This is a genomic window from Streptomyces sp. ISL-12, assembly GCF_018614415.1.
Taxonomy (GTDB): domain Bacteria; phylum Actinomycetota; class Actinomycetes; order Streptomycetales; family Streptomycetaceae; genus Streptomyces.
Genome location: NZ_JAGGOO010000074.1, coordinates 13,891 through 32,995 on the forward strand (window position 1 = coordinate 13,891; position 19,105 = coordinate 32,995).

The 19,105-nt window shown below is 72.9% G+C and carries 21 protein-coding genes and 1 other RNA gene; 11 read left to right on the forward strand and 11 right to left on the reverse strand.

The features are described 5' to 3' along the window. The first annotated feature begins 13 nt into the window (after positions 1 to 13). Positions 14 to 416, forward strand: an RNA gene (gene rnpB, locus J7I94_RS20865) — RNase P RNA component class A. A 61-nt stretch (positions 417 to 477) separates the two neighbouring features. Here the strand turns inward: rnpB and J7I94_RS20870 are convergent. The 5 genes from J7I94_RS20870 to J7I94_RS20890 all read right to left on the reverse strand — a co-directional run bounded on the left by J7I94_RS20870 (position 478) and on the right by J7I94_RS20890 (position 3,842). Continuing rightward, entirely contained in the window at positions 478 to 1,692 is a 1,215-nt protein-coding gene (locus J7I94_RS20870; protein ID WP_215168723.1) for a phosphatidylserine/phosphatidylglycerophosphate/cardiolipin synthase family protein, read from the reverse strand. A gap of 25 nt (positions 1,693 to 1,717) precedes the next feature. Beyond that, positions 1,718 to 2,215, reverse strand: a complete 498-nt coding sequence (locus J7I94_RS20875) for a hemerythrin domain-containing protein (RefSeq protein WP_215168725.1) — start codon at positions 2,213 to 2,215, stop codon at positions 1,718 to 1,720. A gap of 88 nt (positions 2,216 to 2,303) precedes the next feature. Further along, complete coding sequence (locus J7I94_RS20880; protein ID WP_215168727.1) at positions 2,304 to 2,726, reverse strand: ATP-binding protein; 423 nt, start codon at positions 2,724 to 2,726, stop codon at positions 2,304 to 2,306. Positions 2,727 to 2,762: 36 nt separating this feature from the next. After that, complete coding sequence (locus J7I94_RS20885; protein ID WP_215168729.1) at positions 2,763 to 3,005, reverse strand: DUF6411 family protein; 243 nt, start codon at positions 3,003 to 3,005, stop codon at positions 2,763 to 2,765. 144 nt (positions 3,006 to 3,149) lie between these two features. Continuing rightward, positions 3,150 to 3,842, reverse strand: coding sequence for an SDR family oxidoreductase (locus J7I94_RS20890; protein ID WP_215168731.1), 693 nt, complete (start codon positions 3,840 to 3,842; stop codon positions 3,150 to 3,152). 164 nt (positions 3,843 to 4,006) lie between these two features. On the opposite strand from J7I94_RS20890, the gene J7I94_RS20895 reads away from it, so the two are divergent. Then, a complete protein-coding gene (locus tag J7I94_RS20895) occupies positions 4,007 to 4,936 on the forward strand; it encodes a helix-turn-helix transcriptional regulator (RefSeq protein WP_215168733.1) in 930 nt (309 codons plus the stop codon). 238 nt (positions 4,937 to 5,174) lie between these two features. Next, positions 5,175 to 5,906, forward strand: a complete 732-nt coding sequence (locus J7I94_RS20900; protein WP_215168735.1) for a hypothetical protein — start codon at positions 5,175 to 5,177, stop codon at positions 5,904 to 5,906. 370 nt (positions 5,907 to 6,276) lie between these two features. On the opposite strand, the gene J7I94_RS20905 is transcribed toward J7I94_RS20900, so the two are convergent. Together J7I94_RS20905 and J7I94_RS20910 are read right to left on the reverse strand one after the other, a co-directional pair. After that, positions 6,277 to 6,609, reverse strand: coding sequence for a MazG-like family protein (locus J7I94_RS20905; protein WP_215168737.1), 333 nt, complete (start codon positions 6,607 to 6,609; stop codon positions 6,277 to 6,279). A 23-nt stretch (positions 6,610 to 6,632) separates the two neighbouring features. Beyond that, positions 6,633 to 7,178, reverse strand: a complete 546-nt coding sequence (locus J7I94_RS20910; RefSeq protein WP_215168739.1) for a DoxX family protein — start codon at positions 7,176 to 7,178, stop codon at positions 6,633 to 6,635. A 152-nt stretch (positions 7,179 to 7,330) separates the two neighbouring features. Here J7I94_RS20910 and J7I94_RS20915 point away from each other — a divergent pair, with 152 nt between their 5' ends. Continuing rightward, positions 7,331 to 7,657, forward strand: a complete 327-nt coding sequence (locus J7I94_RS20915; protein WP_215168741.1) for a nuclear transport factor 2 family protein — start codon at positions 7,331 to 7,333, stop codon at positions 7,655 to 7,657. 60 nt (positions 7,658 to 7,717) lie between these two features. Continuing rightward, positions 7,718 to 8,689, forward strand: a complete 972-nt coding sequence (locus J7I94_RS20920) for an aldo/keto reductase (protein WP_215168743.1) — start codon at positions 7,718 to 7,720, stop codon at positions 8,687 to 8,689. A 277-nt stretch (positions 8,690 to 8,966) separates the two neighbouring features. Here the strand turns inward: J7I94_RS20920 and J7I94_RS20925 are convergent, their stop codons facing one another. Beyond that, positions 8,967 to 9,983, reverse strand: coding sequence for a Gfo/Idh/MocA family protein (locus tag J7I94_RS20925; protein ID WP_215168745.1), 1,017 nt, complete (start codon positions 9,981 to 9,983; stop codon positions 8,967 to 8,969). A gap of 89 nt (positions 9,984 to 10,072) precedes the next feature. Here J7I94_RS20925 and J7I94_RS20930 point away from each other — a divergent pair, with 89 nt between their 5' ends. The 5 genes from J7I94_RS20930 to J7I94_RS20950 all read left to right on the forward strand — a co-directional run bounded on the left by J7I94_RS20930 (position 10,073) and on the right by J7I94_RS20950 (position 15,308). Continuing rightward, the gene (locus J7I94_RS20930; RefSeq protein WP_215168747.1) at positions 10,073 to 11,428 is read left to right on the forward strand and encodes a multidrug effflux MFS transporter; all 1,356 of its coding nucleotides are present in this window, start codon (positions 10,073 to 10,075) and stop codon (positions 11,426 to 11,428) included. After that, positions 11,371 to 12,555 (forward strand): serine hydrolase, encoded by a 1,185-nt coding sequence (locus tag J7I94_RS20935; RefSeq protein ID WP_215168749.1) that lies wholly within the window; start codon positions 11,371 to 11,373, stop codon positions 12,553 to 12,555. The genes J7I94_RS20930 and J7I94_RS20935 overlap by 58 nt, the downstream gene beginning before the upstream one ends. Before the next feature lie 217 nt (positions 12,556 to 12,772). Further along, the gene (locus J7I94_RS20940) at positions 12,773 to 13,762 is read left to right on the forward strand and encodes a small ribosomal subunit Rsm22 family protein (protein WP_215168750.1); all 990 of its coding nucleotides are present in this window, start codon (positions 12,773 to 12,775) and stop codon (positions 13,760 to 13,762) included. Between the two features lie 38 nt (positions 13,763 to 13,800). Then, complete coding sequence (locus tag J7I94_RS20945; protein ID WP_215168753.1) at positions 13,801 to 14,454, forward strand: TetR/AcrR family transcriptional regulator; 654 nt, start codon at positions 13,801 to 13,803, stop codon at positions 14,452 to 14,454. Between the two features lie 125 nt (positions 14,455 to 14,579). Beyond that, positions 14,580 to 15,308, forward strand: a complete 729-nt coding sequence (locus J7I94_RS20950) for a bifunctional DNA primase/polymerase (protein WP_215168755.1) — start codon at positions 14,580 to 14,582, stop codon at positions 15,306 to 15,308. A gap of 28 nt (positions 15,309 to 15,336) precedes the next feature. On the opposite strand, the gene J7I94_RS20955 is transcribed toward J7I94_RS20950, so the two are convergent. The 3 genes from J7I94_RS20955 to J7I94_RS20965 all read right to left on the reverse strand — a co-directional run bounded on the left by J7I94_RS20955 (position 15,337) and on the right by J7I94_RS20965 (position 18,334). Further along, on the reverse strand, positions 15,337 to 16,311 hold the full coding sequence (locus tag J7I94_RS20955) for a hypothetical protein (protein WP_215168756.1): 975 nt from the start codon (positions 16,309 to 16,311) through the stop codon (positions 15,337 to 15,339). Positions 16,312 to 16,403: 92 nt separating this feature from the next. Next, a complete protein-coding gene (locus tag J7I94_RS20960; RefSeq protein WP_215168758.1) occupies positions 16,404 to 17,237 on the reverse strand; it encodes a heme ABC transporter ATP-binding protein in 834 nt (277 codons plus the stop codon). Continuing rightward, positions 17,234 to 18,334 carry an iron ABC transporter permease gene (locus tag J7I94_RS20965; RefSeq protein WP_215168760.1) on the reverse strand — a complete coding sequence of 367 codons (1,101 nt, stop codon included), beginning with the start codon at positions 18,332 to 18,334 and terminating at the stop codon, positions 17,234 to 17,236. Before J7I94_RS20965 ends, J7I94_RS20960 begins: the two co-directional genes overlap by 4 nt. Before the next feature lie 74 nt (positions 18,335 to 18,408). Between J7I94_RS20965 and J7I94_RS20970 the strand changes: the two genes are divergently transcribed. Beyond that, a complete protein-coding gene (locus J7I94_RS20970; RefSeq protein WP_215168762.1) occupies positions 18,409 to 19,092 on the forward strand; it encodes a PhzF family phenazine biosynthesis protein in 684 nt (227 codons plus the stop codon). Positions 19,093 to 19,105: the final 13 nt, after the last annotated feature.

Here is a 19,105-nt window from a genome sequence, read left to right on the forward strand (position 1 = left end):
TCCACACGGCAGACGAGCCGGGCGGACGGCCGCGTGGAGTCCCTTACGGGGCTCCCCGAGGAACGTCCGGGCTCCACAGGGCAGGGTGATGGCTAACGGCCACCCGGGGTGACCCGCGGGACAGTGCCACAGAAAGCAGACCGCCCAGCGCTCAGGCGCTGGGTAAGGGTGAAACGGTGGTGTAAGAGACCACCAGTGCCCAGGGCGACCTGGGCAGCTAGGTAAACCCCACCCGGAGCAAGGTCAAGAAGGGGGCACCCCGGTGCCCCTGCGCGGATGTTCGAGGGCGGCCCGCCCGAGTCCGCGGGTAGACCGCTGGAGGCCGGCGGCAACGCCGGTCCTAGATGGATGGCCGTCACCGAGGGGTCCGCGAGGCCCCTTCGGGACAGAACCCGGCGTACAGCCCGACTCGTCTGCCGCCCCTCCCTCGCGGCCCCCGCCGAGCGCGGTCGTCCTGCTCGATCGGCGGGTGCGTCGTCACAGGTAGCGGCGAATGGGCTGGACAGCGTATTCGCGGGTGCGTTGCAGGAGGTCGCGTCTCCTCCAGCGGCTGGGCCGCATCAGTCGGCTCGCCGCCGTGTCGGCGTCGAAGTGAGCGTCGAGGGTCGCGGTGAACTCCTCGTCCAGGACGGCGAGCATGACTTCCTCGTCGTGGGCCAGGGAGCGCCGGTTGAAGTTGGTCGAGCCGACGAGAGCCGCCGTGCGGTCCACGGTGATGACCTTGGTGTGCAACATCGTCGGCTGGTACTGGTGCACCTTCACTCCGCAGGCGAGCAGGTCCTCGTAGAAGTGCTGTCCGGCCAGCTGGCAGACCCGCTTGTCGGTGTGCGGGCCGGGCAGCAGGATCTCCACCTCGACGCCGCGCCGCGCGGCGGCGCACAGCAGCCCGATGAAGTAGGCGTCCGGGGAGAAGTAGGCGGTGGCCAGCCGGAACCGCTCCTCGGCCGACTCGATCATCACCCGGATCAGGGTCTGCATGTCCTGCCAGCCGAAACTGGCCGAACCGCGCACCACCTGCACCACCGCGTCGCCCTGCGGGCGGTGGCCGGAGAACCGGTCGCGGTCGTCGAAGAGCTCGTCGTGGCACTCGGCCCAGTTCTGCGCGAACGCCGCCGCGATGCCGTCCACGGCCGGCCCGCGCACCCGCACATGGGTGTCCCGCCACTCGCCGGGACCACGGGCGTCACCGCACCACTCCTCGGCGATGCCGACGCCGCCGGTGAAGGCGGTCTGCTCGTCCACGACCAGCACCTTGCGGTGGCAACGGTGATTCTGCTTGAGGGGCGACAGGTACAGCGGCTTGCGGAACCAGGCCACCTGCACGCCCGACCGGCGCATCTCCTCCAGCAGATCCTTGTCGATCAGCCGGCTGCCGAAGCCGTCCAGCAGCAGTCGCACCCTGACCCCGTCCCGGGCCCGATCCGCCAGTGCGTGCGCGAACTCGCGGGCTATGGCGCCCTTCCAGTACACGAAGGTCATCATGTCCACCGTGTGCTCGGCGGACCGGATGGCGTCGAGCATGGCGGGGAAGATCTCGTCGCCGTTGCGCAGGGCGACCAGGGCGTTCCCTTCGGTGGCCGCGATGCCGATCAGACGCTCCAGCCGGCGCCGTATCCGCACGGCCCGCTCACCGGCGGCCTCGCCGCCCCGGGTGCCGTCCGCGGTACCCGGTATCTGCTGGGTGCTGGTCATTCTTCGCCTTCCGGGCCGGGAGAGGTCAGTCGTTGGCGGCGGCCACCAGCTCGCGCACGTTCTCTACGCCGCCGCAGCCGGATTCCAGATACCGCGCGCGTGCCTTCAGGAACTTCTGCCCCAGTGCGGCGCGGCGGTCCTCGCCGACGTTCTCCCGGGCATCGTTGAGGAGGGTGCGTTCTTCCTCGTCCGCGTGGTGGTTGACCGCCGTGACCAGCTCTTCGAGCTTTTCGTCCCATGCGTCGGAGGCGGTGTCCTCCACCTCCAGCAGGGCCAGCAGCGCTTCATTGGCTTCGTGGTGCTCATGGACGCTGTGGTCGACGTCCTCGCCGTCGACGTTCTTGTACCGCCGCAGCGCCGGATAGACCTCGTCCTCCTCGGCCGAGGCATGTGCGATGAGCAGATCCGCGAACTCCGCCAGGGCGGCGGCACGGTCCGCTTCGACATTCCGCATGACGCGGAAGAGGTCCTCCATACGGCGGTGGTCCCGCAGGATGAGCTCGACGACATCGGTGGACGACACAGGGACTCCCTGACTTCGTGTGACGGTGATACGAAGTCGCGGATACCCGGGTTCCCGCGAACGAGACGTACCGGCTGGTGAGCGTGAGTCAGCGGGACTCGGTCGTGGGGGCGGACGGACAGAAGCAGACCGTGACGGCCTTGCCGTGGGGGCAGGGGCGTGCTTCCCAGTCGTCGGCCAGGGCGTCGACGAGGAACATGCCGCGCCCGCCGAGGCGGTCGCGGCTGGGCTCGCGGGGGGTGGGCAGGGCGGCGTCGTCGTCGTGCACGGTGATGTGCAGGCACCGGCCGTCCCAGGTCATCACGAGGCGGGCCGCGGAGTGGGCGTGGAGGTGGGCGTTGGTGACCAGTTCGGAGACGGTCAGCAGCACGTCGTCCACCGTATGCGAGCGGTGGTGCGTCCAACCGAGGCTCTCCAGGTGCTCGCGCGCCCAGTCGCGTGCTGCCTTCGGGCCGGTACTCATCGGGAGGGAGCGCGCCCAGCCCACCGCCCGCACTGACGACTCGTCCACTGTGGTTCCTCTCTGTCCGGGGTCCGGGGTCCGGGGTCAGAACGGCATACGGCCGCGGGCCCGCCGGCCCGCCGACCCGCTGCGGCCGACAGCCCTGGAACTGCTGCGGAAGGGCTTGCTGAGCGCACGGCCGAGGACGCCGGGAGCCTTACCACCGGTCCGTGACCCGACGTTGAGCGTGCGCTGGGTGCCGCGCTGCGGGTGGTGGGACAGGCGCGGTAGGAGGAAGGCGAGAACGGCGAGAACGACACACACGGCGACTATGCCGACGATCATCATGACGGAACTCCTCGCTCTGAGACGTGACTTCCGCGTGCCCTGGGGGCGCGGAGCCATGCCGTGGAACGGGGTGGTACCGGACGTGAGGGGAGGGCGGACGCCGTCGTGCGACCATCAGCGCCACTACGGCGTGCGCTGTCGTGGTCAGGCCGGCTGGCCGAGGGGCCGGATGGTCAGGGTGTTGAGGTCGACGCCCGCCGGTTGGTCGAGGGCGAAGCGGACGGCCTCGGCGATGGGCTGGGGAGACAGGGCGAAGGGGGGAACGCTGACGCCTTCCCAGAAGGGTGTGTCGATCATGCCGGGGTTGACGACCGTGACACCGATGCCGCGGGTCGTGGCGAGCAGGCGCAGGTTCTCGGCGAGTCCGGTGGTGGCCCACTTGGTGGCCGAGTAGAGATTGCCGGGAGAGTTCTTCAGCCCGGCGACGCTGCCGATGAGCACCAGCCGTCCGCCCGTGGCCTCCAGGTGGGGCAGGGTGGCATGGGCCAGCAGGGCGGGGCCGAGGACGTTGGTGAGAACCATCGGCGCCCACGACGTCGGGTCGCCGGCCCCGATGGAGTCGCCGGACATGAATCCGGCGTTGGCCACCGCCGCGTCGAGGGCACCGAAGTGCTCCACGGTGCGGGTGACGGCCGACGCGGTGGCCTCCCAGTCCGCCGCGTCCGCGACCAGGCCCAGCAGCCGGCCGGGGTGGCCGGCCTCGTCGAGGAAGGTCTTCAGCTTGTTCTCGTCGCGGCCGGTGACCGCCACGCGGTGGCCGCGGTCGAGGAGCAGCCGGGCGGTGTGGGCGCCGATACCGCTGGTCGCGCCGGTGATCAGTACGGTCTTGCTGGACATGGTCGGGCTCCTGAGGTGGATGGGGGGCGGCGGCCCGTGCTGAGCGCCGCTCAAGCGGTTCGCCGACCTCATGGAACCGGCGCCGTCAGAGGCGGACAAGGCCGTGTTCATGGGGGGTATAAACACAACCCCTCTACCGGCGGGACCCTGGGTAACCTGGACGAATGGAACCTCCGCCCGAGAGTCGCACCGGTGATCCCGTCGACAACCGCTCGGACATCCGCGGCTTCCTCACGAGCCGACGTGCCAAGCTCTCCCCGGAGCGGGTCGGACTGCCCACCGGCCGGCGCCGACGGGTTCCCGGACTGCGGCGCGAGGAGGTCGCGGCCCTCGCCGGCGTGAGCACCGAGTGGTACACACGCCTGGAGAAGGGCCACATCAGCGGCGTCTCCGAGGACGTACTGGAAGCGGTCGCGCGGGCGTTGCTCCTCGATGAGGACGAGCGCACCTACCTGCTCGATCTGGCCAGAGCGGCCCGCCCCGCCCGCCGCGGGTCGCGCCGCCGCAAGGACGTCAAGATCCCGCCGTCCGTCCAGTGGATGGTGGACTCCATGACCATGGCCCCCGCCTTCGTACGCACCGGCCGTCTGGACATCGTCGCGAGCAACGCGCTGTGCAGGGCCCTGTATTCGCCGATGTTCGACAGCGCAACCACCGGCGAGCGGGGCTGCCCCAACTTCCCCCGTTACTTCTTCCTCGACCCCGGCTCCCGCGACTTCTTCGTCGACTGGGAGGAAGGCGCGAGGGCCACGGTCGCGGTGCTCCGCGCCGAAGCCGGACGTGAACCTCACGACCGGGCCCTGCGTGAGCTCGTCGGTGAACTGTCCACGCTCAGCCCCGACTTCCGCACCATGTGGGCCAGTCACGACGTACGGATCCGCCACGAAGGCGTCAAGCGGCTGGATCATCCCGAAGTCGGCCGTCTGGAGATGACCTTCCGCTCCCTGAACCTGCCCCTGCCGCAACGGGCCGTACACGACCTGATCATCTACACGGCCGAGCCGGGCACCCCCTGGGAGGACCGCCTCAAACTGCTCGCCAGTTGGGCAGCACCGCAGACCTCACCCACGGAGCCGACCCGCCCGCCCCACTGACCTCACGCCATGTCCACCTCCGCCGGCCGGGCCGGCAGGATGAGGTCCAGCGCGGCCGGCCAGGTCCTTCGCCGACCTCACCGGTGATCACTGCTGCGGCAAGTCCGAGAACGCGCCTGGTCATGGCCCCTCTTCACGAGTGGCACTGACGTGTCAGTACTCCGGGCCCAGGACCGTAAATGACGTGCGTCCGTTCGACATCCTGGGCTACGTTCTCCCTGTTCGAAGGGGGACCCAAGTGGCGAAGCTGAACCAGATCATCGCCGTCGAGAAGGGCGTCAAGAGCAAGTCGCTCCAGGACGTCACCGCCGCGCACCAGAAGGTGCTCAAACCCGCGCTGCTCGCCGGGATCTCGCGTACGTACCAGCCGAAGGACGAGGAGGGCGAGCAGTTGCCGCCCGAGTCCACGCGGGTGCAGGTGCAGGCGGAGGACGTGCTGCGGGAGACGGCCGCGTCGCTGACCCGGCTGTTCGACGTGACCGCGACCAAGGACTGGGCCAACTGCACCGCCCGCGCCGATGTCACGGTCGACGGGCGGACGATCGTCGCGGACGTCCCGGTCAGCTATCTGCTCTTCCTGGAGAAGCAGCTCAGCGACCTGCACGCCTTCGTCAAGAAGCTGCCCACCCTCGACGCCGCCGAGTCCTGGGCCCTCGACCCGTCCACCGACTGGTGGAAGACGGAGCCGGTGCGCACCATCCGTACCAAGAAGGTGCCCCGCAACCACGTCAAGGCGGAGGCCACCGAGAAGCACCCGGCGCAGGTCGAGGTGTACTACGAGGACGTGCCGATCGGGTACTGGACGACCGTGAAGTTCTCGGGCGCGCTTCCCGCGCGGCGGGTCAACGAGCTGGCCGAGCGGATCGAGAAGCTCCAGCAGGCGGTGAAGTTCGCCCGCGAGGAGGCCAACGGCGCCGAGGTCACCGACCAGCGGGTCGGGGACGCGGTGTTCGGTTACCTCTTCGGGTGAGACCGCCCGCCCCTCATCTCCCCCGCGTGCGAGCGCGGGGGTGCGCAAGCTGAAACTGAACGTTCAGCCTGAAGTGGCGTGTGGCCCTACCGGGCCCGCGCCGTCAATCTCAGACTCTCGCTCCAGTCTCAGCATCGCCGCCGATCGCCGGGTCGACGGAGCCGGACGAACGCCGTCGGATGGGAGTTCGAATCTCTCCTGCACCGCTTCGTGGTGCGGTAGTTCAAAGGAAGAACACGACGGCCTGACGACTGATCCGGTCTCCGCACTGAAACCGGCGTGCGCATCAGGTGGCAGCCCCAGGGGCCCGGGAGCAGGCTACGCTCCCGGGTCCCGCCACGTTCCCCCATGGATCACCGGGTGTTATGGATCACCGGGTGTTGTGCGGTCGCGCCGCCACCCGTTCCAGATGTCCCGCGAAGACCTGCCGGGCCTCCGGTGTCAGGGTACGCAGTGCCACCAGGGCCGTGATGGCGACGTCGCACAGCTCCGCCTCGACGTCGTCCCAGGTGTGGGTGACGCCCTTGCGGGGGTTCTGGCCGGTCACGCCGATCACCGCCTCGGCGACCTCGCCGACCTCCTCGGAGAGTTTCAGCAGGCGCAGCAGCAGGCCCTCCCGGCCGGCTCGCTCGGGCTGGTCGGTCTCCAGCCGGCGCCACAGGTCGTCGATGACGGAGAAGAGGTCGGTGCGCTCGTCGGTCATGCGGAGCAGCCTGCCAGGTCACCTCAGTCGAACAACGGTTCCTGCTCGCCCTCCGCCGCCCGCCGCATCCGCCGGTTGCGCCCGCCGATCACCACCGCCGTCGCCGCGGCCGTCACCGCGAAGGCCACCGGCACCATCCAGTTCCGGTTCACGGCGTGCCCGAGGGCGGCGTCGAGGGAGAGGCGGCCGGGGCCGGTGACCGCGAGACCGGTCGCCGTCAGGCCCAGCGAGGCGGCGTACTCGTAGCCGCCGCCCTGGGCGAAGAAGCCGTTCGGGGCGTGCACCGCCGCCGCGCCCGCCATCGCGCCGGCCGCCGCCGCACCGGCCGCCGGGGTGGCCAGGCCCATCGCCAGCAGCAGCCCGCCGCCCGCCTCCGCCAGCCCCGCCATCGTCGCGCTCCGCTTCCCGGGAACGTAGCCCATGGCCTCCATGGCCTGGCCGGTCCCCTCGATCCCGCCGCCCCCGAACCAGCCGAGCAGCTTCTGCGCGCCGTGCGCGGCCAGCACCCCGCCGGTCCCCAGCCGGAGCAACAGCAGGCCGACGTCACGCCGGTCGTAACAGCAGGTCATGGTGGACTCCTTAGTCGAGCGGCAGCACCCCCCGGGTCTCCTGCTCCCCCCAGGTCTCCTGCTTCCACCGTCGCACCCCGCGTGCCCGGCGGGCCCGCCCCCGGGCGCCGTTCGGGTGGCGGGGGGCCACGGGCGGTGTGAGGCTGGCCGCCATGACGATCCAGACGACGCGACTGAGCGACCCGGCCGTCCGTGCCTTCGTCGCCGCGGTGAACGCCCATGACCGCGAGGCCTTCCTCGCGCTGCTCGCGCCCGACGCCACGATGTCCGACGACGGGGCCGACCGGGACCTCGACGACTGGATCGACCGGGAGATCTTCTCCTCCCACGGTCGTCTGGAGGTCGACAACGAGTCCCGGGACGGCCGGGCCCTCGTCGCCCGCCACCGCAACGACACCTGGGGCGAGATGCGCACCCGGTGGGCGTTCACCGTGGACGACGACGGGAAGATCACCCGCTTCGAGACCGGGCAGGCGTAACGGCGAGGACCGCGGGCGGGGGTTGCCTTCGGGTGCGCTTCAACTCCTAGCGTCCCGTCCATGGAGAAGATCTACGGACACAGCGACAGGGTGCTCGGCTTCGGGTGCTGGGCGATCGCCGGGGAGTGGTGGGACACCGCCGGGCAGCCGCTCGGCTGGGGGAAGACCGACGACGAGGAGTCCGTACGGGCGATCCACCGCGCCCTCGACCTCGGCGTCACCTTCTTCGACACGGCGGACGTCTACGGGGCCGGGCACAGCGAACGGCTGCTGGGCCGCGCCCTCGGCCGGCGCCGCGCGGACGTGGCCGTCGCCACCAAGTGGGGCAACCTCTTCGACGAGCGGACCCGCACCCTCACCGGCGCCGACCCCACACCCGAGTACGCCCGCCGCGCGCTGACCGCGTCCCTCGCCCGGCTCGGCACCGACCACGTCGACCTCTACCAGCTCCACCTCGGCGACGTCGCACCGCACCGCGCCGCCGAACTGCGCGACCTCTGCGAGGAGTTCGTCAAGGAAGGGCTCGTGCGGGCGTACGGCTGGTCCACCGACGACCCGCAGCGGGCCGCCGTGTTCGCGGCCGGGGCGCACTGCGCGGCCGTGCAGTACCGGGCCAACGTGCTCCAGGACGCCCCCGAGATGCACGCCCTGTGCGAGACGGCGGACCTCGCGGGGATCATCCGCAGCCCCCTGGCCATGGGGCTGCTCACCGGCAAGCACGGGGACGGCCGGGCCCCGGCGGCGGGGGACATCCGCAGCGCCCCGCCCGCCTGGCTGCCGGGGTTCGGCGACGGCGGCGGTGCCGATCCCGCGTGGCTGGCCCGGGTCGAGGCGCTCCGGGAGGTGCTCACCAGCGGCGGCCGTACGCTCACCCAGGGCGCCCTGGCCTGGCTGTGGGCCCGCAGCCCGCGCACCGTCCCCATCCCCGGGTTCCGGTCGGTCGCGCAGGCCGAGGAGAACGCGGGCGCGATGGCGAAGGGACCGCTGGGCGAGGCGGAGATGGCCGAGGCCGAGCGGATCCTGGGGCGCTGACGCCCGGAAGCCGGGGGCATGTGGCAGCCGTTCCGCGTACCGGCGCGTACCTCGCGCGAGCCTGCGCGGGGTCCACCCCCTGCCGGTACCGCGGAACGGCTGCTCCCCCCTCGGGATGGTCCGTCGGCGCCACATGCCCACCGGCGCTCCGATTGTGGAGCTTCGGTGAAGGAGAGTTGAGCATAAGGCGGCTACGGGCCGCAATGCTGCGGACTTCACGACTCCGCTTGTGTAGATCCGCTCGGCCGGGACGGTCGTGACGGCCGTCCCGGCGCGTTCACGCGAGCGTGGCCACCGGCTCCTCGCCCGGGTAGCGCACACCCACGCGGTCCCGGATCGCGTCGAGCGTCCGCATCACCGCCAGGGTGCCGTCCAGCGGGAGCAGCGGGGACTCGGTCTCCCCGGCCCGCAGGGCGCGCATCACCTCCCGGGCCTCGTGCGCGAGACTGGCCCGCGGGCCGTCCGCCGGGTCGGCCGTGAACTCCTCGGGGTCGCGGCCGTCCCGGTGCAGCACGAAGCGGCTGGGGAAGAAGAAGCCGTCCGGTACGTCGATGCGGCCCGTCGAGCCGGTGATCGAGGCGGAGTTGGCCGTACCGCCGACGATGGAGCAGTGCAGCGCGCCCAGGGCGCCGTTGTCCCAGGAGAGCAGCGCGCCCGTCTGGAGGTCGACGCCCTCCTCCGAGAGTGTCGCGCTCGCCGTCACCCGCGACGGCTCCCCGAGCAGCAACTGGGCGAAGGAGACCGGGTAGACGCCGAGGTCGAGCAGCGCGCCGCCGCCCTGCGCCGGGTCACGCAGCCGGTGGGCGGGCGGGAAGGGGCCCGCCAGCCCGAAGTCCGCCTGGACCGTGCGCACCTCGCCGATCGCGCCGTCGTCGACCAGCGCCTTCAACCGCCGGACCAGCGGGTTGCAGTACATCCACATCGCCTCCATCAGGAAGGCGCCGCGCTCCCGGGCGAGGGCGACCAGTTCCGCCGCCTCCCGCGCGTTCAGCGTGAACGGCTTCTCGCACAGCACGCCCCGGCCCGCCTCCAGGCAGAGGCCGGCCGCCGCGCGGTGCGACGAGTGCGGGGTGGCGACGTACACCACGTCGACGTCCTCGTCGTGCGCCAGCGCCTCCCAGCCGCCGTACGCCCGCGCGATCCCGAACCGCTCCGCGAACGCCTTCGCCGACGCCTCGGTCCGCGACGCCACCGCCACGATCTCCGCGTCCGGCAGATCGACCAGGTCCGCCGTGAACCTCGCCGCCATTCCGCCGGTCGCCAGAATTCCCCAGCGCACCTTCTGTTCGGCCACCCGTGCCCACCCTCACCGAATTTGTCGTACAAGCTGATCGTTCGAGCTGAGAGCATAGGCGGCGGATCCGTCGAAGAGGGAGGGGGCGCATGGCCGACCAAGGGGTGTCCGCGTCGCACACAACACCGCCGCACATACCGCCGCACCCAGCACCGGGGACGTCACCGGGCACGTCACCGGGGACGTCACCGGACACGCCACCGCCGCCGCGCGCGGTCGGCCGTACCGGCCTGCTCGTCATACTCGTCCTCGGCGGTCTGACCGCGACGCCGTCGCTGGCCCTGGACATGTACCTCCCGGCCCTCCCGGAGGTCACCGACACCCTGCACGCGTCCGCCGCGACCGTGCAGCTCACCCTGACCGCCTGCCTGGCCGGCATGGCGCTGGGCCAGTTGGTCATCGGCCCGCTCAGCGACCGGCTGGGCCGCCGCCGCCCGCTGCTGGCCGGCCTCGCCGTCTACGTCCTCGCCACCGCCCTGTGCGCCCTGGCGCCCACCCTCGAACTCCTCGTCGCCTTCCGGCTGGCGCAGGGACTCGCGGGCGCCGCCGGCATCGTCATCGCCCGGGCCGTCGTCCGCGACCTGTACGACGGCGTCGCCATGGCCCGGTTCTTCTCCACCCTCATGCTCGTCTCCGGGGTGGCGCCGATCGCCGCGCCGCTGATCGGCGGCCAGGTGCTGCGGTTCACCGACTGGCGGGGCGTGTTCGCCGTGCTCGCCGTCGTCGGGGTGGTGCTCGGCGCCGTCGTCTGGACCAGGCTGCCGGAGACCCTGCCGGCCGCCGAGCGGCACGGCGGCGGGATCGGCGAGGCCCTGCGGTCGATGCGGGGCCACCTCGCCGACCGGGTGTTCACCGGGTACGTGCTCGCGGGCGGCTTCGCCTTCGCCGCGCTGTTCGCCTACGTCTCCGCCTCCCCGTTCGTCGTCCAGGAGATCTACGGGGCATCCCCGCAGACCTTCAGCCTGCTGTTCGGCCTCAACTCGGTCGGCCTCGTCGTCGTCGGCCAGATCAACGGCAAGGTGCTCGTCGGCCGGGTCCCCCTGGAGCGGGTGCTGGCCATCGGCCTCACCGTCGTCATCGCCGCCGCGACCGCGCTGCTGCTGATGTCCCTCGGCGCCTTCGGCGACGTGGGACTGGCGCCGGTCGCCGCCACCCTGTTCGTGCTGATGTCCGCGATGGGCATCGCCATGCCCAACACCCAGGCGCTGGCCCTGATGCGGGTGAAGAGGGCCGCCGGGTCGGCCTCCGCGCTGCTCGGTACGTCCACCTTCCTGATCGGCGCGCTCGCCTCCCCGCTGGTCGGCGTCGCCGGGGAGGACACCGCCGTCCCGATGGCCGTCGTCCAACTGGCCGCGGCCCTGGTGGCACTGGCCTGCTTCATGGGAATGTGCCGTCCCTGGAAGGCCGGAACGGCACGCGCGGGAGCGGAGGGGGAAGGAAGCTGAGCGCACCGAGGCTGCGCAGCGACGCGCCGGAACGGGCCGGACTCGACCCGGGCCTGCCGCGTCGGCTGGTCCAGCGGGTCCGGGACCTCACCGCCGGGGAACCCCCCTGGGCGGCCGGGGCCGTCGTGGCCGTCGGCCGCGGACCCGTGCTCGCCGTCGAGGAGGCGGCGGGCTGGGCCGTGCGGTACGCGGCGTACGACGCCCGCGGCGGTACGGGCGTGGAGCTGCCGGCCTCCTCCCGGGTGCCGGTGACCCCCGGCACCCCGTTCGATCTGGCCTCCCTCACCAAGCTGTTCACGGCGGTCGCCGCCGTCCAGCAGATCGAGCGGGGCACGCTCGGCATCGACGCCGAGGTCGGCGCGTACCTGCCGGACTTCCGCGCCGCCGCCGTACACCGCCTCACCGTGCGGCACCTGCTCACCCACACCTCCGGGCTGCGGCCCGAGCTGCCGCTCCACGACTGCGCCGACGGCGCGGAACGGCTCGCGAGGCTCCGTGCCGAGGCACCGGCCGGGCCGGTCGGGACGTACCGCTACTCCGATGTGAACATGCTGCTGCTCCAGCAGATCCTGGAACGGATCACCGGCCGCGCGCTGGACGTCCTGGTCCACGACGGCATCACCCGGCCGCTGGGCATGACGGCCACCCGCTTCGGGCCGTGCCCGGGGGCGGCGGCGACGGAGGACCAGCGGCGGCCCTGGGCCAAGGCGGACCGGGGGATGCTGCGGGGGGTCGTGCACGACGAGAACGCCTGGGCGCTGGGCGGGGTGGCCGGTCACGCCGGGCTGTTCTCGACCGCCCGGGACCTGTCGGTGTTCTGCCGGGCGCTGCTGTCCGGCGGCTCCTACGGCCCGGCCCGCATCCTCGGCCCCGGCTTCACGGAGCTGCTGCTCGCCCCGCCGGGCCTGGGCTTCGCCCTCGACCAGCCGTGGTTCATGGGGGAACTGGCGGGGCGCGGGGCGGCCGGCCACACCGGCTTCACCGGCACGAGCCTGGTCATCGACCGGGCGACGGACACCTTCGTGGTGCTCCTCGCCAACACGGTCCACCCCTGCCGGCGCCCGCCGGACAGCCGCCCCCGGGCGGCGGTGGCGACGGAGGTGGCGCGTGCGGTACGGGATCGGTGAGCGGATGGGCCGTTCCTGTCATCCGGCCGCTCGCTTGAGCGGATGGATGACAGGTGGGCGGTGACTGTTGGCCTTCTGCCGTCGTCAGTCGGGTGGTGCCTGTGGGAGGCGGCGGCGACGGGGCCGGTGAGCGGCAGGGCTGCCCCTGCCATCAGCCCGCTCGTATGAGCGGATGGGGGACAGGTGGGCGGCGACTGCTCACCTTTAGAATCGCTGGGTGAACGCCCCCGCACCGCCCGCCGACACCCTGCGCACCGCCCTCGCCGGGCTGCTCGACGGGCTGCCGCCGCGACAGGCCGCCCAGGCCGTGGAGCGGCTGATCGCCAACTACCGGGGCGCCACCCCGACCGACGCGCCGATCCTGCGGGACCGTGCCGACGTGGTCGCCTACGCCGCCTACCGGATGCCCGCCACCTTCGAGGCGGTCCGCTCGGCGCTGGCCGCGTTCGCGGCGGCCGTGCCCGGCTGGGCGCCCGCCTCCCACACCGACGTCGGCGGCGGCACCGGCGCGGCGACCTGGGCCGTCGGCGCCACCTGGGACGGGGAGCGGGCCTCGACCGTGCTCGACTGGGCCGAGCCCGCCCTCGCCCTCGGCCGGGAGATCGCCGCCGCCGAGCCGGCCCTGGCCGCCGTACGCTGGCAGCGCTCGCGGATCGGAGCGGCGCTCACCCTGGACCCCACCGACCTCGTCACCGTCTCCTACGTCCTCAACGAGCTGACCGCCCCCGACCGCGCCGCCCTCGTCGACGCCGCCGCCGGCGCCGCGCGGGCCGTCGTGATCGTCGAACCGGGCACACCCGACGGCTACGCCCGGGTGATCGAGGCCCGCGACCGGCTCGTCACCGCCGGCTTCCACGTCGCCGCCCCCTGCCCGCACAGCGCCGCCTGCCCCATCGCCCCCGGCACCGACTGGTGCCACTTCTCGGCCCGGGTCAGCCGCTCCTCCCTGCACCGCCAGGTCAAGGGCGGCTCCCTCGCCTACGAGGACGAGAAGTTCGCCTACGTCGCCGCCGCCCGCCCGCCGGTGCCGGTCACCCCCGCCCACTCCCGTGTGGTCCGCCGCCCGCAGATCCGCAAGGGACAGGTCCTGCTCGATCTGTGCGAGCGGGAACCGGCGCTGCGCCGCACCACGGTCACCAAACGCCACGGCGACCTGTACCGGGCGGCCCGCGACACGGACTGGGGCGACCCCTGGCCGCCCGCGTGACGAGACGCACCGTCTTGCCGTCCTGGTAGATTCGTCCCATGCCCGCTCCCAGACGCCGCAGTGAGAAGTCCCGCAGGGCCATCTACGACGCCGCCCTCGCCCTCGTCGGCGAGGTCGGCTACCCGAGAACGACCATCGAGGGCATCGCCGCCCGCGCCGGCGTCGGCAAGCAGACCATCTACCGCTGGTGGTCCTCCAAGGCGGACGTCCTGCTGGAGGCGTTCCTCGACCTCGGCGAGCGGCAGGCCGCGGAGGCGGCGGAGGCGGCGGAGGCCGGGCGGGAGCAGGAGGCGGGGCGGGAACCGGAAGCGGACCCGGCCTCGTACGGCATACCGGACACCGGCGATCTCGCCGCCGACCTCAAGGCCGTGCTGCGGGCCACCGTCGACGAACTGCGGGACCCGAGGTTCGCCACCCCGGCCCGCGCCCTGGCCGCCGAGGGCGTCGTCGACGAGGAACTGGGCCGGACCTTCGTCGCCAAGCTGCTGGAGCCCTCGCTCCAGCTCTACGTCGACCGGCTGCGCGCCGCGCAGCGGGCGGGCGACGTCCGCCCGGAGATCGACCCGCGCATCGCCCTGGAGCTCTTCGTCTCCCCGCTGGCCCAGCGCTGGCTCCAGCGCACGGCACCGTTCTCCTACGAGTACACCGACACCCTCGTCGACTACGCCCTGCACGGTCTCGCTCCGCGCTGAACGGTCTCGCCCAGCGGCCGCCGGACATCGCTGACCTGGGAACCATGTCCCTTCCCGGTCCCGGCGCGCACAATGGTGGGACCATAGGGCATGCTGATGCGCACGACGGCGAGGCGAGGGGATAGATGAGCGCGGAGTTCGGCGGCCGTAGCGGCCTACAGGGCAGGCTCTCCCACTGGTTGCGCGGACGCCGCCCGAAACAGGCCGCCGACGAGGGCGGCCGGGAGACCCTGCTGCTCGCCGCCGCCGCGGCCGGACTGCCGCTCGCGCCCGCCGCGCACCCGGCCGGCTACCGCTGCTCGTGCGACCGCGTCGGCTGTCCCACCCCCGCCCGCCACCCCGTCTCGTTCGCCTGGCAGACCCAGTCCACGACCGACCGCGCGCAGATCGAGCGCTGGGCCCGCCACCAGCCGCAGGCCAACTTCATCACCGCCACCGGCATGGTCCACGACGTCCTCGACGTCCCCCTCCAGGCCGGCCGCGAGGCGCTGGAGCGGCTGCTCGCCACCGGGGTCGAGGTCGGCCCGGTCGCCGAGAGCGACGACGGCCGCATGCTCTTCTTCACCCTCACCCGCGGTACCCCCGAGGACGAGGACGAGTGGTGGCCGTGCGAACTGGACTGCCACCCCGACACCACGGACGAGCACCCGGGCCTGCGCTGGCACTGCCGCGGCTCCTACGTCCTCGTACCGCCCGCCCGGCTGCCCGGTGACCACGGCGTGCACTGGGTGCGGGGCCCGGAGCACCCGCTGCCGGACCCGCTCACCCTGCTGGAGGCGCTCACCGACGCGTGCGCCCGGCACGCCGGCACCGACGCCGACCAGGCGGGCACCGCCTGGCCCCTGCGCCACTGACCCCCGCGACCGGCCCGAGTGCCCCGCGTCACTCGCCCTTCGCCGAGGTCAGTCCCTGGACCCGCCCCAGGATCGACACCTCGTCCTCGGCGGAGTCACCCGCCGGGTCGAAGGCGACCTCGTTGGAGACGAACTCCATCGTCAGCGCCTGCTTGATCTCGCCGTCGGTCAGCGCGAGCACGTCCTTGTTGGGCGTGGGCACCGAGGCGCCCCGCGCGGCGGTCTGCTTCTCGTAGTGCCGGGTGGTGAAGAACACCAGCGCGCCGCCGTCCTCCGTGCGCAGCGCCAGCGGGGCGTAGTCGCCGTCGGTCAGCGGTTTGTCGATGTACTGCGTGGCCAGCCCCGGCCGGCTCGCCTGTGTGTCGCGCTGCGCCCGCCAGGCGCTGGTGTGCGCGCCGGGGGCGAAGCCGTCCCCGCCGTCCTGGAGGTAGTCCGTGTAGCTCTTGCTCAACTTGGCGGGACTGACGGCCAGTTGCGCGGAGTTCGTGGACACGGCCTCCGCCCAGCCGTCCTTGTCGGTCTTGAACTCGGGCACGTCGTCGGGGGCGACGAGCGTCAGATACGCCACCTGCCAGGTCTCGTCCAGGCCGTCCCGGGTGAACACCAGCAGCCAGCGCACGTCCCCGCCCTTGTTGCCGCGGGCGTCGGCGAGGAACCAGCGCGGCCAGCCCGCCTTCTTCGGGATCGTGTAGGTGACGTCGGTCAGCTTCAACGGGCTGTACGACGGGTTGCCGTCGGGGTTGTTGGACCTGCCGGCCTTCAGCCGGGCCGCGTCGATGTCGGCGAGGGCCCCGGTGGTGTGATCGGCGTCCAGGGAACCGTCGTACGCCTTGTCCGCCTTGTTGTACGCGGCGGTGAACTCCGCCAGTGCCTCGGCGGCCTCCGCGCGGGTGGCTCCGGGCAGCACCTCGCGCTCGCCGTGCACCACCACGCACCCGCTCGCCGTCAACGACAAAGCGATCACGGCGGCCCCTGTCAGGACGCTCCGGTCAAGCCTGCTCATCAGGTTCCTTCACCTTCCCCTTCCCGGAGGCGAACCCTACCGGTGCCCGGCGCCGCGCGGACGCCGGGACCGGATACCGGGTCGGGCGGCGCTCACGGGTCGCGGCGCGGGGTGACCAGGACGGCGCCGGTGCGCGGGTGGGGGAGTACCTCCACGGGCTGGTCGTAGACCTCCGACAGCAGGTCGGCGCGGAACACCTCGCCCGGCGTCCCGTCGGCCGCGACCCGGCCGGCCCGCAGCACCGCCGCCCGGTCCGCGTAGGCCGCCGCCAGGCCCAGGTCGTGCAGGACGACGACGACCGCGTCCCCGGCCCGCGCCCGTTCCCGGCACAGCCGCAGCACCAGTTCCTGGTGGCGCAGGTCCAGGGCGGCGGTCGGTTCGTCGAGCAGCAGCACCGGGGCGCGCTGGGCGAGGACCCGGGCCAGGGCGACGCGGGCGCGTTCGCCGCCGCTCAGCGCGGAGAACGGCCGCCCGGCGAAGGCGCTCACCTCGGTACGGGCCATCGCCTCGGCCACCACCGTGTCGTCCTCGTCCGCCGACGGCGTACCGGCGTACGGGGCGCGGCCCATCCGGACCACCTCCTCGACCGCGAACGGGAAGGACAGCGCGGCGGACTGGGGCAGTACGGCCCGGCGCAGGGCCAGTTCGGCCGGGGACCAGTCGGCCACGGGGCGGCCGTGGACGCGGACGGTCCCGCCGGCCGCCGGGAGGTCGGCGGCCAGGGCGCCCAACAGGGTGGACTTCCCCGCCCCGTTGGGGCCGACGAGCGCGAGGACCTGGCCGGCCCGGACGGTGACGTCGACGCCGTCCAGGACCGGCCGGCCGCCGAGCCGGACGCGTACGTCCTCGGCCTCGGCCAGGATCTCGCCGGGCGCGGCCGGGGCGGGCGGCGCCGGCCGGGGCGGTACGAGCCGCGGCAGCCTCATGCCCAGCCTCCCTGTCCGCGCCGGGTGCGGCGCAGCAGCCAGAAGAAGAACGGACTGCCCAGCAGCGCCGTCAGCACCCCGAGGGGCAGTTCGGCGGGCTGGGCGACGGTCCGGGCGGCCAGGTCGGCCGCGAGCAGGACGAGCGCGCCGAGCAGGGCGCTGCCCGGGATCAGGAACCGGTGGCCGGGCCCGGCCACCATCCGCAGCAGGTGCGGGACGACCAGGCCGACGAAGCCGATGACACCGGAGACGCTCACCGCCGCCGCCGTCAGCAGCGCGATGACCAGGATCAGGACGATCCGCAGCCGCTCCACGTCCACGCCCAGGTGCCGGGCGGGGCGTTCGCCGAGGGCGAGGAGGTCCAGGCGGCGGGCGTACAGCGGGGCCAGCCCCAGGCCGATCGCCGCGCACGGCAGCACGGCGAGGACCTTCGGCCAGGTCGCCTGGGCGAGCGAGCCGAGCTGCCAGAAGGTGATCTGGTTGACGGCGGCGGTGTCCGCGAAGAACAGGAACAGGCCGATCAGCGCGCCCGCGAAGGCGTTCACCGCGATGCCGGTGAGGATCAGCGTCACCACTTCCGTCCGGCCCCCGGAGCGCGCCATGACGTACACCACCAGGACCGTGACGAGCCCGGCGGCGAACGCGAAGACGGAGACGGTCCAGGTGCCGAGGAAGCCCAGCCCGAAGGCGATCGCGGCGACCGCGCCGACCGCCGCGCCCGAGGAGACGCCGATGACGCCCGGTTCGGCCAGCGGATTGCCGAACACGCCCTGCATCAGCGCGCCCGCGCAGCCCAGCGAGGCGCCGACCAGCAGCGCGAGCACGATCCGCGGGAACCGTACGTTCCACAGCACCGACTCCGCGACCCGGTCCAGCGCGGCGCCGCCGAGCCCGACGCGGTGCAGGGCCGAGCCGACCACGTCACCGACGGGCACCGGATAGGCGCCGGTCCCGGCCGCGACCGGGACCAGGAGCAGCAGCGCGGCGGCCAGGCCGGCGGTCAGCAGCCAGGCGGTGGAACGCCGGCCGCGCGGCGGGGCGGGGGCGGCGGGCGGACGCCCGACGGGTCTGTCGTCCACGGTGTCCACGGTGGTCATCAACACAGATTAGGTGAGGCTAACCTCTGTTCGCCACTGAAGTCCCGGGCGGCCGCCGGTGTTTCAATGCTCCCGTGACTGACTACGACGTGCTGCGCGTCTTCTGCGCGGCGAACGGCGGCTACGGCAACGAACTCGGCGTCGTCCGGGACGGTTCCGTGCTGCCGGAGCGGGCGGAGCGCCAGGCATTCGCCGCCAAACTCGGTTTCAGCGAGACCGTGTTCGTCGACGACCCCGAGCGCGGCGTCATCGACATCTACACCCCGACCCTGCGCCTGCCCTTCGCCGGCCATCCCTGCGTCGGCACGTCCTGGCTGCTCGACGTGCCCGAGCTCGTCACCCCGGCCGGGGTGGTGGGCGCCCGGCAGGACGGGGAGTTCAGCTGGATCGAGGCGCGCGCCCAGTGGGCCCCGCCGCGCACCCTGCGCCAGTACGCCACCCCGGCCGAGGTCGACGACCTGCCGGTGCCGCCGAAGGGGGAGCGAAGCGAGATGGGGGTCCCCCCGGACGAAGTCTGGGGGAGGATCTACGCCTGGGCGTGGGAGGACGAGGCGGCCGGGCGGATCCGGGCCCGGGGCTTCCCCGGCCGGGACGACGGCATCGACGAGGACGAGGCGACGGGCGCGGCGGCCCTGCTGCTCACCGACCGGCTGGGCCGGGCGCTCAACATCACCCAGGGATCGGGCTCCCAGATCCTCACCGCCCCGCAGCCGCACGGGTGGGTGGAGATCGGCGGACGGGTGTTCCTGGAGCGCTGATTCCCCGTAACCG